The 13335-nt window shown below is 68.7% G+C and carries 10 protein-coding genes and 1 riboswitch; of the genes, 4 read left to right on the top strand and 6 right to left on the bottom strand.

Features of this window, described 5'->3' with window-relative positions; genetic code table 11:
* Positions 1-146: 146 nt before the first annotated feature.
* The 3 genes from ASF49_RS06160 to ASF49_RS06170 all read right to left on the bottom strand — a co-directional run bounded on the left by ASF49_RS06160 (position 147) and on the right by ASF49_RS06170 (position 5364).
* Positions 147-1700, bottom strand: a complete 1554-nt coding sequence (locus ASF49_RS06160; RefSeq protein WP_056469401.1) for an FAD-dependent oxidoreductase — start codon at positions 1698-1700, stop codon at positions 147-149.
* A 134-nt stretch (positions 1701-1834) separates the two neighbouring features.
* Positions 1835-3250, bottom strand: a complete 1416-nt coding sequence (locus ASF49_RS06165) for a peptidase (protein ID WP_056469403.1) — start codon at positions 3248-3250, stop codon at positions 1835-1837.
* Positions 3250-5364, bottom strand: coding sequence for a TonB-dependent receptor (locus ASF49_RS06170; RefSeq protein WP_243214853.1), 2115 nt, complete (start codon positions 5362-5364; stop codon positions 3250-3252). The genes ASF49_RS06165 and ASF49_RS06170 overlap by 1 nt, the downstream gene beginning before the upstream one ends.
* A gap of 446 nt (positions 5365-5810) precedes the next feature.
* Positions 5811-6014: riboswitch (cobalamin riboswitch) on the bottom strand.
* A 159-nt stretch (positions 6015-6173) separates the two neighbouring features.
* On the opposite strand from ASF49_RS06170, the gene ASF49_RS06175 reads away from it, so the two are divergent.
* Both ASF49_RS06175 and ASF49_RS06180 read left to right on the top strand, forming a co-directional pair.
* Entirely contained in the window at positions 6174-6362 is a 189-nt protein-coding gene (locus ASF49_RS06175; protein ID WP_056469407.1) for a DUF2934 domain-containing protein, read from the top strand.
* Positions 6363-6531: 169 nt separating this feature from the next.
* On the top strand, positions 6532-7818 hold the full coding sequence (locus tag ASF49_RS06180) for an acyltransferase family protein (protein WP_082510921.1): 1287 nt from the start codon (positions 6532-6534) through the stop codon (positions 7816-7818).
* 36 nt (positions 7819-7854) lie between these two features.
* Here ASF49_RS06180 and ASF49_RS06185 read toward each other — a convergent pair whose 3' ends face one another.
* Positions 7855-9828: an acyltransferase family protein gene (locus tag ASF49_RS06185; protein ID WP_056469414.1), complete on the bottom strand. Its 1974-nt coding sequence runs from the start codon at positions 9826-9828 to the stop codon at positions 7855-7857.
* Between the two features lie 506 nt (positions 9829-10334).
* On the opposite strand from ASF49_RS06185, the gene ASF49_RS06190 reads away from it, so the two are divergent.
* Complete coding sequence (locus ASF49_RS06190) at positions 10335-10580, top strand: hypothetical protein (RefSeq protein WP_056469418.1); 246 nt, start codon at positions 10335-10337, stop codon at positions 10578-10580.
* 33 nt (positions 10581-10613) lie between these two features.
* Here the strand turns inward: ASF49_RS06190 and ASF49_RS06195 are convergent, their stop codons facing one another.
* Positions 10614-10991 carry a hypothetical protein gene (locus ASF49_RS06195; protein WP_056469420.1) on the bottom strand — a complete coding sequence of 126 codons (378 nt, stop codon included), beginning with the start codon at positions 10989-10991 and terminating at the stop codon, positions 10614-10616.
* Between the two features lie 644 nt (positions 10992-11635).
* Here ASF49_RS06195 and ASF49_RS22925 point away from each other — a divergent pair.
* Entirely contained in the window at positions 11636-12142 is a 507-nt protein-coding gene (locus ASF49_RS22925; RefSeq protein ID WP_082510922.1) for an NUDIX hydrolase, read from the top strand.
* Positions 12143-12319: 177 nt separating this feature from the next.
* Here ASF49_RS22925 and ASF49_RS23515 read toward each other — a convergent pair whose 3' ends face one another.
* Positions 12320-12484, bottom strand: coding sequence for a hypothetical protein (locus tag ASF49_RS23515; protein ID WP_156652886.1), 165 nt, complete (start codon positions 12482-12484; stop codon positions 12320-12322).
* Positions 12485-13335: the final 851 nt, after the last annotated feature.

Consider the following 13335-nt stretch of genomic DNA (forward strand, 5'->3'; position numbering starts at 1 on the left):
GCTCGTCGAGGCGGACGAGGGTGGCGCTGGTCGTCGCCGCTCCCGCGAACGTCCGACGTCAACGCCTCGACGTTCTGCGAGCCGCCCGTCACCGACCCACACCGCGCCGACGTTCAGGGACACCCCCGAACGCCAGCGTCCCGCCCCTAGCCGGGCGCGCGCGCGAGGGCGGGCAGGTCCGCCCCGGCCTCGATCGCGGCCGCCGGGGGCAGGCGTCCGAGGCCGAGGAGGTGCAGGAAGGCGGTGAAGGCGCTGTTGCGGCCGATGCTGCAGGCGGCGGTCACCCGGTCGCCCGTGACGTAATAGGCGATGAACTCGAGGGCGGCGGGGTCGCCCTGCAGGATGATCCGGTCGAAACCCTTGGCGTAGCCGCCGTAATCGAGCCGCTTGTCGCCCTGGTTGCTCCAGAAGAACGGCACGCCCGCGAAGGCGGCGTCCCGGCCGAGCATGGCCCGGGCCACGTGCGTGCCGTGCTGCTGCGCGAGGCGCCAATGCTCGATCCGCGCGGTCTCGCCGCTCGCCACCTCCGGAAAGGCGGCGATGTCGCCCGCGATCCAGACGCCCTCCGCGAGCTCGAGGTCGCCGCCGACCGGGAGGCCGCCGCTCTCGTCGGGCGCGACCCCCGCGATCAGGCCGGTCTCCGGCGCGGCGCCCGCGCCGACGAGGACGATGTCGGCGGGCAGGCGCCGTCCGTCCTGCGTCTCGATGCCCTCGACGCGGCCGGTGCCGGCGATCTTGGCGACGGAGCCGGTCTCGAAGGCGACGCCGTTGCCCGCATGGTAGCGCTGGAGCGCCGCGCCCACCGCCGCGCCGAAGCGCTTGGCGAAGGGGATGTCCTCGCGGGCCAGCACGGTGACGGACAGCCCGCGCTTGTTGAGGAACGCGGCGGCCTCCAGGCCGATGAAGCCGGCCCCCACCACGACCACGGATCTGGCCTCGGCCGCCGCCTCGCTCAGGCGGATCGCGTCGTCGAGGCTGCGCAGGGTGAAGACCCCGTCGAGGTCCTGGCCAGGGAAGTCCGGCATCACCGCCCGGCTCCCGGTGGCCACCAGGATCGCGTCGGCCGTCAGGGTCCGGCCGTCCGCCAGGGTGACGGCGCGCCGGGCGGGTTCGACCCGGGTGACCTCCGCGGTGACACGCTCGACCCCGTTGGCCGGCGCGAAGTCGGGCTCGATCCGCACCTTTTCCGGCGGGGTCGGCTTGGCCAGGAACTGCTTCGAGAGCTTGGTCCGGTCGTAGGGCGGGTGCGCCTCGCGGCCGACCAGGGTGATGCGGCCCGCGTAGCCCTCGCGGCGCAGGGTCTTCACGCAGGCGACGGCCGCCGCGCCCGAGCCGACGACGAGCACGCTTTCCACGGGCGCGGACGCCGTCCGCGTCGGCGCCGGCTCCGGCGTCAGGGTCGCGACGGCCTCGGCGCCCTCGAGGCGGACGGGGTAGCGGGTCAGGGCGTCGAGGGCCGGCGGCTCCTCCAGGCTCCCGTCGGCCAGGGCGAAGGCGGCCTTGTGCCAGGGGCAGTAGAGGCGTCCGCCGCAGATCTCGCCCTTGGCGAGGGGCGCGCCGAGATGCGGGCACCTGGCCTGGAACGCGCGGACGCCCGCGGCGTCGCGCACGAACAACACCGTGTCGTCGCCGGCCGTGCCCTCCGCCATGCCCCCCATCGGGATCGCGTCGAGGGCGAGGCGGATCTCGGTTCCGGACATGGCTGGCATCCCTCCTGGCGGGCGCCGTCGCACCCGGCCGGTCAAGTCGCCGGACCCGTTCGGGTTGCAGCGTGCGACGTCGCAGGGCCTCGCCGGCCCTGGGGACCGCCGGGCGCGACGGGCGCCGCGGCCCCCTACCCCATCCGCGCCGGGCGCCGCAGGCGGCGCCAGCCCAGCACCACGCCCGAGAGGGCGATGGTCGCGCCGAGGCCGTTGAGGAGCCACATCACCGCGTCCCAGGCCGGGCGGGCCTGGAACAGGTTTCCGAAGTCCAGGCGGTGCGGCGCCTCGAACAGCCAGCGCTGGAGCCGGCCGCTGGCATCGAGGCGGTCGAGGAGCGCGCCGGTCTCGGGGTCGATGTGGAGCCAGGTCGCCGCCGGGTCGTCCAAGCGCAGGCGCAGCACCGGCAGCGGCCGGGTGTCGTGGTGGGCATACCAGTAGGCGTCGTAGGCGGTCAGGGTCTCGGCCCCGGCGAGGCGGGCCTCCGGCAGGGCGCGGGCGGCGGCCGCGCGAAGGGCCGCCTCGGGTTGGGGCGGCGCCACCACCCGCCCGCCCCGCGCCTCGGCGGCCACCAGCACGGGCCGGCCGCCCACCTGCGTGAAGCGGACCTCCACGGTTCCCGGCCGCGCCGGGTGCTCGAGGGCCGCCCGGTCGAACTTGGCCGGCGGCCCGGCATAGGCCTCCCGCAGCGCCGCCGGGGGCGTGCGGGGCGAGAACCAGTGGTTCGGGTTCATGGAGAGCCAGCCGCTGGCGACGAAGGTGAGGAGGCTCAGGCCCCCGAGGGTGCCGAGGAGGTGGTGCCAGCGCCCGAGGCCGCGATAGGGCGTCACCGCCCCGGAGGCGTAGGGCCGGCGCAGGCGCAGGCGCCAGATCCCCAGGACGAGGCCGCTGAGCACCCCGGCGCCGGCGATGCCCGAGACCCACAGCACGCTGCCGCGCCAGAGCTCGCCCCGCGCCCGCAGGGGCGTCGGGTAGAACCAGTGCGGGATCGCCCCGAGCCAGTTCCACAGGCGCTCCCGGCGGGTGGTGTCGAGGACGACGGCGCCGGTGCGGGCCGAGACGTAGAGCTCGGTGCCGGCCGCGTCGCCCAGCGCCACCACGTGGAAGGGGCGCAGCGGGTCGTAGCGGTCCCGCACCGTCCACTGGTCGCGGCTCACCGCCCGCACGGTGGCGCCCGGCCCGAACGGGGCCCGGGCCGCCGCCGCGTCGAGGGGGCCGAGGGCCTGCCCGGTCTCGGCCGAGAGCGTGTGCCGGGCGCCGTCGCGCGCGGTGACCTGATAGACCGGCGCCCCGGCCCGCATGGACAGTGAGAGGCCGCCCGGGGCCGGGTCGAGCCCGGCCCGGGCCAGGGCCTCGTCTGGGCCGAGCCGGACCCGGTCGAAGGCGATCGGCGCGAGGCGGGACAGGCGCTCGGCCTCGGTCAGGGCCGGGAAGGCCACGTAGAGCATCACCAGTCCCGACAGCACCCAGGCGGCGAGGAACAGCCCCGTGGCGATGCCGAGCCAGCGATGGCCGAGGATCAGCCAGCGCTTCAGGGATTTGAGCCGCATCAGAACCGCACGCTGTAGGCCAGCTCGACGGAGCGCGGCCGGCCGAGCAGCCAGTTGGTGCCGACCCCGTTCACGGCGTTGCCGCTGATCGCGTAGACCGTGTCGAACAGGTTGTAGGCGCGCAGGGACAGCCGGGACGCCGGGGTGACCTGATGGTCGAGCCCGGCATTGACCAGGGTGTAGGCCGGGCGCGGGGCCCGGTTGCCGAAGTCGCTGAAGGTCTCGCCCACGTGCTGCAGGCCGATTCGCGCCTCCCAGGCCGGGGCGAAGGTCCAGTTGACCCAGAGGTTGCCGACGCGCTCGGGCACGTCGATGGGCTGGCGCCCGGCATAGGACACCACCGCGCCGCCGACCGCCTGGTCGAAGGCGTCGTACTGGGCGTGCAGCAGCGCCAGGTTGGCGTCGACGCGCCAGGCCTCGGCGAGGTGCAGGCTCAGGGCCGCCTCGACGCCGATGGAGGATTGCCGGCCGACCTGGGTCGAGAGCGTCGGCTGGCCCGGCACCGTCGAGATCAGGTTGTCCTTGACGATGCGGTAGCCGGCCAGCGTCCACTCGGCCCGGCCGTCCCAGGTCACGCCCTTGGCGCCGACCTCCACCTGCTCGCCGGTGGAGAGCCGGAAGTTGGCGAGGCTCTGCGAGAGCGAGATCAGGCTGCCGACGGGATCGGTGGCGGTGGCGTATTGCGCGTAGAGCGCCAGCAGCGGCGTCGGGTTGTAGACGGCGCCGAAGCGGTAGCTCAGTGCCCGGAAATCCTGGTCGAAGGCGGCGCCGGTGACGAGGTTGGTCCGGTGCAGGACGGGCGCGTCGTAGCGCACGCCCGCCAGCAGGGAGACCTGGTCGGACAGGATCAGCCGGTTCTCGGCGAAGACCGAGGCCTGGCGCGTGCTGGTGGCGTAGGCCGGGGTGGCGCGGCCGTCGGCCGGGAACAGGCCGGGGTCGTAGGCGAAGGGGTCGACGCTCGTGACGAGCCCGCCCCCGTCGGAGGCGAAGTTGTTGGTGTGCCGGAAGGCGATGTGGTTCACGTCGAACCCGGCCAGGAATTCGTTGCGGAGCCCGAACAGGGTGCCCCGGACGGTCGCGTCGAGCCGGTTCCCGACCTGCTCCTGGCTGTGATAGATCTCGATGTAGTCCGAGCGGTCGATCCGCCCGGTGTCCCGGTTGAAGGCGTATTGCTCGACGTCCCGCCACTGGCGCCGGCTCTGGAGCCGGTAGGCGGTGTTGCGGATGGTGACGTCGGCGCTCGGGCTCCATTCGGTGCGCAGCTGCGTCCAGTTGTCGGTCCAGAGGATCTGCGCGTCGCGGACGTTGTAGTTGTTGAACCGGATGGCGTCGCGGATGCGCCCGTTCACCAGGGGCGTGCCCCAGTAGCGGGCCGGCTCCTGGTAGCCGAAATCATGGCTCAGGGTGACGGCGAGGTCCGGGGTCGCCTGCAGGGTCAGGGCGCCCGAGACCGCGAGGTTGCGGAAGCTCCCGTCCGGCGAGACCCAGCCCTCGGCGCGGTTGCCGCTGACGTTGAGGCGGTAGGCCAGGGCCTCGCCGATGGGGCCGCCGGAATCGAGGGCGAGGCGCGCGAGGCCGTCCGAGCCGATTGCGGCGCGGGCCTCGTTGAGGGGCGTGAAGACCGGCTTCTTGGTCACCACGTTGACCACGCCGCCGATGGCGCCGTCGCCGTAGAGCACGGAGGCCGGGCCGCGCAGGACCTCGATGCGCTCGACGTTCCAGGTGTCGAACGGGAAGGTCACGGTGCCGGCGCCGACGAACAGACGGGTGCCGTCGTAGAGCTGCTGGATCGAGTTCGGGCCGGCGAAGCCCCGGGCCGTGAAGGCGCCGTTGCCGTTGCCGGGCGACGCCACCGTGGTGATGCCGGTGGCGTTCTGGGTGACGGCCTCGGCGACCGTGTTCTGGCCGCGCAGGCGGGTGGTCTCGCCCGCGATCACATCGACGCTGGCGGGGGTTTCCAGGGGCGTCAGGCCGAGACGGCTGGCGCTGCGGCCGACGGTGCGCAGGTTGAGGCCCTCGGCGGGGGCCGGGCCGCCCCGCCCGGACCCGGAGACCTCCAGGGTCTCCAGGGTGACGGCGGACGGGACCTCCCGGCTCTGGGCCTCGGCGGGCATCGGCAGCAGGCCGCCGAGCAGGGCCGCCAGGGGCAGGACCGGCGGGGATCTCGGGATCCGGCGGGACGGCGGGGCTCGATCCGGCCGCGCGCATCGGGCGTTCGCGGTGAGGAGACGGGGCTGGGCGACGGGCATGGGACAACCGGGACAGGGCGCGGGCATCGGCCGGGGCCGACGAGCCGTCCTCGCTAAAGCGTATGTTATAATGTTACAATCGCTGAGCGGTGCCGGATGCGGGTCCGTTCGCGGCACAGCCCGGTCCGGACCGCGCGGGGCGGCCGGATCGGGCGTGGGCAAGCGGAAGGCGCGGGCGAGGACGGACATCGACGGGACGGCTGACGCGACGGGTCGCGCGAAGTGGCACGTCACCGCGAACGAGGCCGGCCCGGATGCCGCACGGCCTCCGCCCCGACACCCACCAGGACACCCCGCCCGATGCGTTTCGCGTGTGACCACGACTGACGGCAGGTCTCCTGGCTCGCGGGTCACCGCCCTCTCATCGTCTTCCCAGGTGCGAAAGGCACCCAGTGACGTGTTGATGATGGGCTCGCCGCTTACAGTTGCGGGGGCAGCCGCGGCCTCGGGCTTGCGCCCTCACCGCGTTCCCTTTTGATCCTCGATAAAGAGGAACCGTCGCATTCAAGCTAGGCGGTTTCCGGGGCGGAGGTCAAACGGCGTCGGCTGCCGGCGCCGGCCGCCTGTGGGAAAGCCGCCGGGCGGCGGGAATCCGGGGACAAATCCCGCCCTGGAGCGTTGGCCCAGCGTCGACGCGGCGCGCTGTGACCGAGACCGAAGGAGCAGGAAGCACGATGTCCGATGAGGAGATCACGTTCGAGCGGATCCGCGAGCGCGCCCACGAGATCTGGGAGCGTAACCACCGCCCCGAGGGATTCGAGGTCGAGTTCTGGCTGATGGCCGAGCGGGAGCTGCGCGCCGAGCGCACCCGCAACGAATCGAAGACGGCCGCACGGGAGCCGGAGAGGTCCGCGGCATCCTGAGCCGAGAGACTTGGGCCGGGGGACTCGGGCCGGGGGGACTCGGGCCGGGGGGACTCGGGCCGGGGGGACTCGGGTCATCGGCGCCTGGAGTCGCACCCCCGCGTGACCGCGCCGGGCCGCCTCGTTCCTGGCCCGCCGGCGGCGGGGGGATGCGGTACGATCAGGCACGATGGCCGCGATCGGACTATCAAATGCTAATATTGAGGCTTTGCTCGACCCGGATCAGGGCGTATGCCGGATCTCATGCGTCACGCTGTCTGATGCGCCGGCAACAGATTTGCAAGATGTCGGAGGCCTGGATTTGAGTTTGTCGGTCAATATACCGATTTCGCTTCAAGACGTCGGCAGCCGCGCACGCGATCGGCCGATCCAGGCATCGAAACACGCGCCGCTCTATTCCATTCAGATCCTGCGCTGCCTCGTCGCATCGTTCGTGATCATGGATCATATCCTACTGTATTCTGCGACGGAAGAGATCTACGGCGTCAATCTGAAGAGCATCGCGTGGATGTTCGGCGATCTCGGGGTCGAAACCTTCTTCGCGATCAGCGGCTGCCTGATGATGGTGACGTCGCAGGACGCGTTCGGCCGGCGGGGGGCGCCGGCCACGTTCATCCGCAAGCGCTTCCAGCGCCTGATCCCCCTCTACTGGTTCATCACCGCCTTGCTCCTGTTCGCCATCGTGCGGAAGCACCCCCTGCCGCCGATGAACGAGATCCTCGCGTCGTTCCTGTTCCTGCCCGTGACCAATGCCCTCGGCGAGGTCCGGCCCGTCCTGCCCCAGGGATGGACGCTGAACTACGAGATGCTGTTCTACCTCATCTTCGCGTTCAGCCTGCTGTTCGCGAAGCGGACGGGGGTCATCGTGCTCTGCGCGGTGTTCCTCGCGCTGTTCGGGATCGGGCTGTCCCAGAAGTCGCTGCTCGACACGCGGTCCGCGTCGACCACGCTGGAGTTCTGCACCGATCCGATCATCCTGACCTTCCTGGGGGGCGCCCTCGCCGGGCTGCTCCGCCCGATGCTCGCCGCCCGCCTGCCGGCGACCTCGCCCGCCCTCGGCCTCGCCCTCCTCGCCGCGTTCCTGCTCTGCTTCGTCGGTGGCCTCGCGATCCTGACGGACGATTCGGTGCCGCGTTCGGTCTTCGCGAAGTGGAGCGTGCACGTCGCGGCCGTCCTGGCGATCCTGATCTGCCTGATCCCCCACAGGGCTCCCGAGACCCCCGTCGCCAGAGCCCTGAACCTCCTCGGGGACGCGTCGTTCTCGACCTATTTGGTGCACACCTTCGCGATCCGCTGGGGCTTCATGCTGGTCGGGGCGCTGTCGATCGACCAGGCCTTCGCGCGGATCCTCCTGCTGCTGGTCTTCGCGAACCTTTTCGGCCTGGCCGTCCATGTCGTTCTCGAGCGGCCGCTGCTCCGGGCGTTCCGCTTCCGGCCCTTCGCCAGACGGGCCTGACCACGGTCCCTCGCGCGCCGGGGGGATGCGGGCTCCTCAGAGGTCCGCGATGCCGTCGAGGAACCGGAACCGGTCGGTGCGGATGGCGGTGGCGCGGAAGTGGTTGGAGTCGCGGTAGAGCGGGTAGCCCCGCGCATCCAGGGCCGGACAGGTCTCGGGGCCGCACAGGGAGGCGACGGGATCGACGACCTGCGCCGCGACCCGCCGCGCCAGCGTGCGCAGCCGGGCCTCCATCGCGGCGTTCCGGGTCTCGAAGCCGGCACGGTCGATGGTGTGCAGGTCGGCGATGCTGCTGCCGCGGAAGATCCGCTTCGCGATCTCCAGGGTCAGGTCGTCCTTCATGCGCGGGAACGGCAGGACCAGGACGACCTCGGTCCCCTGCTGCCGGATCGCCCGGAGCCGGTCCTCGAGCCTGGCGAAGGCCGCGTCGACCCGCCCCTCGAAGATGTCGGGCGCGGCTTCCGTCAGGCATCGTTCGCCGACGATGAAGCAGGTCCGGTCGACGCTGGGCATCGTGCCGGGGAGGGGCGGCACGAAGTAGGGCGTCCAGATCGACGCCAGGACGACCCGCGCATAGCCCCCGGTCTCGGCCTGGGCCAGCGCCTTCTCCGCGAAGACGTCGCAGCGGATGCTGGTGGTGCGGCCCACCGTCGGCACCGGCGAGCAGCCGTTCGCGGTGATGAATTCCAGGCGCTCCCGCGGCATGCGGTGACCGTCGTCGGCGAACCGCGCGTACATCATCTCCGCGTGGGAATCGCCGATGACGAGGACCTTCGGCCCGTCGCCGGAGCCGAGCCGGCACGGCCGCAGGGCGCCGAAATTGTCGAGGCCTCCGCAGCTGCGCGGGTAGTCGCCGTCGTTCCGGGCCGCCTCCAGCTCCGCGAACCGCGAGGTTTCGCCGGGCACCCGGGCGGGCAGGCCGTGGCCGAGGAACACGAGGCCCGCCAGGAGGGCCGTCGCCGCGAAGCCGGCGCCGCCGATCCCGGCGGTCGTCCACCCGGACGGCCGGACGGCCGGCCGGTGGCGCGATGCGATCCGGGACAGGCCGGCCCAGCCGGCCAGGAGGCCGACCAGGAGGGCGAGCATCGCCGGGCGGTTCTGGGGCAGGTCGAAATAGGCGAACCCGACCACGATCGGCCAGTGCCAGATGTAGATGGCATAGGACCAGCGTCCCACGGCCTGGACCGGCAGGTTGCTGGACCAGAGCGCGTTGGGGCGCCGTGCGGCGATGACGAGACACGCGCCGAGGACGGGCAGGAGCGCCCGGTAGGACGGCCACGGCATGGTGCCGTCGAAGGTCAGCACCGCGACCGCGATCGCGCCCAGCCCGGCGAGTTCCAGGACGCGGGCGCGCCCGGCGCCGATCGGCCGGCCCTCGAGATGGAGGAACACCAGGCCTCCGGCGAGCATCTCCCAGGCGCGCGTGGGCAGCAGGAAGAAGGACGCCTGGGGTAGGATCGGCGTCGCCAGGATGCAGGTCGCGAGGGAGAGCAGGAATCCGGCCCACAGGATCGGCCGCTGCCACCGGCGCAGCCGCCCGACCATCCGGATCAGGACCAGGATCAGCGGATACACCATGTAGAACTGCCACTCGGCGGAGAGCGACCAGGTGTGCAGGAGCCACTTGCTGTCCGAGCGCGCGTCGAAGTACCCGGACTCCCGGTAGAACACCACGTTCGAGACGAAGGTCAGGGCCGCGAGCGCGTGCTTGCCGATCTGCGCGTAGGTGATCGGCTCCACGAAGAGGTAGCCGAAGACCAGGACGAAGGCGCAGAGCCCGATCAGGGCCGGGACGATTCGGCGGGCGCGATCCTTGTAGAACGTCCAGATCGAGAACGTGTCGTTCGCGAGGCGCGAGCAGATGATCTTCGTCATCAGGTAGCCTGAGATGACGAAGAACACGTCGACGCCGGTGAAGCCACCGCTCGCCCACGTAAATCGGAAATGGAACAGCACGACCGCAGCGACAGCAATGGCGCGCAGCCCGTTGATTTCGGATCGAAAAGACATGCGCCACTCCAGTCGTCAACGGAGTGATACACGAAAGGATTGTCGTTCAAAATTCGGAACTAATATACCACAAGTAACATCATTTGATTGAAACAAATGATGGCGCATGAAGAAAGTTACGGCCCTCGGACGTGGCGCCTTTGGGCCGGTTAATGTCCTTCGGGTGCTTGTCTTTAACAAATGGTATCTTCGAAGAACGCTCGCCCTGTGCGAATCGGCGGCAGGATCAGCGGGGTCGGGCGCGCGCGGGGTCTCGGCCGTGCCGGAGCACGAACCTGCCGGCCCTGCGCCCGGGGGCCTGCCTGTCGCTCTGGAGACCGGCGCCGTGGAGAGCGGCCCTTGGAGACCGGAGCCCCGGTCCAGGCTCCCGATGCTCGGCTATGCCTGACGTGACGGCCACGTTTGCAGTGCAACTCAAATGTTGCGAAGCACAAAACTGCCTTTTATTTCTTCTTGTATCCTACATATACCTAGGTAGTCTGGTTGGCGTTGATGTCGGTGTGGAAATGCTTCTGATCTGTTTCGCCTCGCTCGGTGCCGCCGCAAGTCAAGCCGTCCGCCTGCCCGGGCTTCTTCTCATCGTCCTGGTGCTGGCGCTGGCCATCGGACTTGAGGGCGTGCTGGAGCAGCGGTCCTTCGGGGCGGTGCTGGCGGATGCCGGCTGGATGCTGGTGACGGTCGAGGCGACCTACGTCGCGACGTCCCTGCTCTGGAACGCCGAGCCGTCGCCCGTCTCCCATCACAAGGCCTGACCGGGGACACGGGCCGGCCAGCGCCGCCGAGGGTCAGCGCCCCAGGATCCGGCCCCTGATCAGCAGCCGGGCCAGGACCGTGCCGCCCAGGGCGCCGAGGACGGCTCCCGAGCCGCTCGCCGCGAAATCGATGAACTGGGCGGTCCGGCCGGGAATCCAGAGCTGCCCGACCTCCAGGACGGCGCCCAGGGCGACGAGGGGAAGGCCGATGCGCCACCAGGGCCGCCCGTGGAAGCCGAGGACGAACAGGCCGGCCGTCCCGCAATAGGCGATGGCGTGCTCGAACTGGCCGGGCAGCGACGTCCGCGCCTCCCAGTCCCGCGGGATCCACGAGAGCCAGACGAGGGCGCCGACGCACAGCCACGCCGCCGCGCGGAACAGCCTCGGATGAACGGCGCCGATCTGCGGCATGACGAATCCCCCTCTCGCGTGCCGGTCGCGGGCGGCTCCGCCGGCGCGCGACCATCCCCCCCTCCTGCCTCACGAGAGACAAAACGCAAGCCATGCCCCGTCGTCCAGGCGACGGCGGGCCCTGGTCCTAGCGCGCGTCACGCCCCTGCTGGCGATCCCGCTGGAGCAGGGCGACCGGCCGACCCGGCCGGGTCGCGTCGGCGTGCGGCTGCGGCGCGCGAGACGACGTCGCGAACCAACGCGTCCTCGCGCGTCTCCGGTCGCGCCATCGCGACCCGCTACGGGAAGACCGCAATCGGCTGCATGAGCGTCCTCCGCATCGCGGCCTCCCTCGACGGGCTCGAGCGATGCCATGCCCGAGGGGGGTGGCATCACTCGAGCCTCATCCGCGACGCCGGGAACGGGATCGAATCTCCGGCATTCGATCTGTATAAGATCGATTTATCGGAGACGGCGCATTGCGATGTTCTGTATCGCAAAAGCAAATTGCAGATTCGGATCTCTGATCCGATCGTTATAATCGATATTTTGCCATATTTTATCGCCATCCACCCCGACCGGATGCTTGATAAGTTTTGGTGGACTCGGCTAGATGGGTTCCGTCACGCCAAAAATCCGAACGGTTATAGAAAAAGAACGTAGAAATGAAATCCCAATCACCAATGACGCTTCTGGATCGTTGCTATCAAATCGCACTGAGTTTTGTTTTTCTGAACCTGCGCGTCTGGTGGTTTATACGCCGCCCAAATCATCATGGAGCCCTCGTGATGATTTGGTTTCAAGATCAAGTTTTGCTGGTGCGCAACTCCTATCAACCCTGTTGGTCGGCGCCAGGAGGAGCGATCGAAGCGTCTGAAAGCTTGATTGAAGCCGCCGTCAGAGAATGCAAAGAAGAAATCGAACTCGATATCGATCAGAGCGAAATGGTGTTCGTTCGAGACATCGAGCGCAGCTTTCGGTTTCGCACAGACAAGGTAAGTTTGTTCGAGTGGCACCCAAGAGAAAAGCCGTTCATAAAAATAGACAACCGTGAGATCATTGACGCGAAATGGTTTTCGCCGAGCGACGCTTGCCGGCTGAACATCATCCCTCATTTGTCGTCATATATCAGAGACAGGATGCTTATAAGCAATAAAGGAGGAAAGTCTTAGAGCTCGAAATAGTCTTGGTGCGCGCGCCGACATTCCTTCACCACGCCTGGCTAGGCATTCGAAACAACGCGTCAACGTCTGTCATACACCAAGCATACTTATCCGTAGAACGTGTGATCAAGCTCCGCCATTGGCATGCAATCCAATAATAAGTCTGTGTATCTCGAAGATCATAAACTATTCAAAATTGTCGCGAGCACGTTCCATTCTTCGGTCGGCACCGGATTTTTTGCGAGTTTTCTTTCGTTTGACTTTTGTCGAAGAAATTTTCTCTTGAAACAGATTATAAAGATTATCGGCTTTGGCTGAGATGAGTTCGATGACGTCTTGTGTCAGGCTCATTGAATATCCGTCGATGTTTATCTTTGCCGAGTGTTAATCTGGCGTTCTTTCGAGACGAAACTTGCGCTCAGACAGCGATGCCGATTGTCGGGCGGATCTCGTCCCCGCAAAGGGCGGCCTCTTTTCAGCCTTCCGGCCGCGACGCTTGCCCTGGAGCGGAATGGGTCAACGGATCAACGCGGTGACGATTTGGATCACGGCAGCCGAGACGATCGGGCACCCATTGTCAGCCGTCACCGGCACCGAAAAGACCTGGTGCTCGCCGCCCCTCGGCACATCATGCGCCGTTCTAGCAAGCTAGCCCTCTGTGCAGGCCAACCGGCCCCTCGGGACCGGTGAGGTTCGTACCCTTACCGACGTGGTGCATCCGGCCATCATGTATGTCGAAAAGCAGCAAAACACTTGGTCCCCGGTTTGCAGGAGGCGCGAGCACACGAGGTCTCACAAGCGCGGAACGCCGAGTGGATAGCCGCGATGCCCTACGATATCTGCGCGGCACCCTTCTGAAAACTAATAAATGAGTACCTTTTCGAGTCTCATGAGAAAGGTCGGGTACCTTACAGAACATGCAGGATGCTTGGGATGCAGGCTGAGGTTTAATCCTGGCCCAGCAAACCGGTCCACGCCGAGCGCAAGGGTTTGGACATCCCGAACCCCGAAGGCGGGCGGATGCCACGCCTCGCAAACGCTTCACGAACGAACCGATCGCCTTCGCCCTGCAGCAGGCGGAGAAGGGTGCGACGGTGGACGAGGCCCGTGCGGCGAGATGGGCGTGTCAGACTTGACCCGTGGGCCTACCTGAACGGGGTCGAGATCGCCTTCTCACGACCGGGCGAGCCGACCGACACCTT

Origin of the sequence: Methylobacterium sp. Leaf104, from assembly GCF_001422885.1 — a bacterium.
Classification (GTDB): domain Bacteria; phylum Pseudomonadota; class Alphaproteobacteria; order Rhizobiales; family Beijerinckiaceae; genus Methylobacterium.

Bases quoted from the DNA above. Each gene is read 5' to 3' on its own strand.
- ASF49_RS06160 (WP_056469401.1), bottom strand. From the start codon at position 1,700: ATGTCCGGAACCGAGATCCGCCTCGCCCTCGACGCGATCCCGATGGGG.
- ASF49_RS06165 (WP_056469403.1), bottom strand. From the start codon at position 3,250: ATGCGGCTCAAATCCCTGAAGCGCTGGCTGATCCTCGGCCATCGCTGG.
- ASF49_RS06170 (WP_243214853.1), bottom strand. From the start codon at position 5,364: ATGCCCGCCGAGGCCCAGAGCCGGGAGGTCCCGTCCGCCGTCACCCTG.
- ASF49_RS06175 (WP_056469407.1), top strand. From the start codon at position 6,174: ATGTCCGATGAGGAGATCACGTTCGAGCGGATCCGCGAGCGCGCCCAC.
- ASF49_RS06180 (WP_082510921.1), top strand. From the start codon at position 6,532: ATGGCCGCGATCGGACTATCAAATGCTAATATTGAGGCTTTGCTCGAC.
- ASF49_RS06185 (WP_056469414.1), bottom strand. From the start codon at position 9,828: ATGTCTTTTCGATCCGAAATCAACGGGCTGCGCGCCATTGCTGTCGCT.
- ASF49_RS06190 (WP_056469418.1), top strand. From the start codon at position 10,335: ATGCTTCTGATCTGTTTCGCCTCGCTCGGTGCCGCCGCAAGTCAAGCC.
- ASF49_RS06195 (WP_056469420.1), bottom strand. From the start codon at position 10,991: ATGCCGCAGATCGGCGCCGTTCATCCGAGGCTGTTCCGCGCGGCGGCG.
- ASF49_RS22925 (WP_082510922.1), top strand. From the start codon at position 11,636: ATGAAATCCCAATCACCAATGACGCTTCTGGATCGTTGCTATCAAATC.
- ASF49_RS23515 (WP_156652886.1), bottom strand. From the start codon at position 12,484: ATGAGCCTGACACAAGACGTCATCGAACTCATCTCAGCCAAAGCCGAT.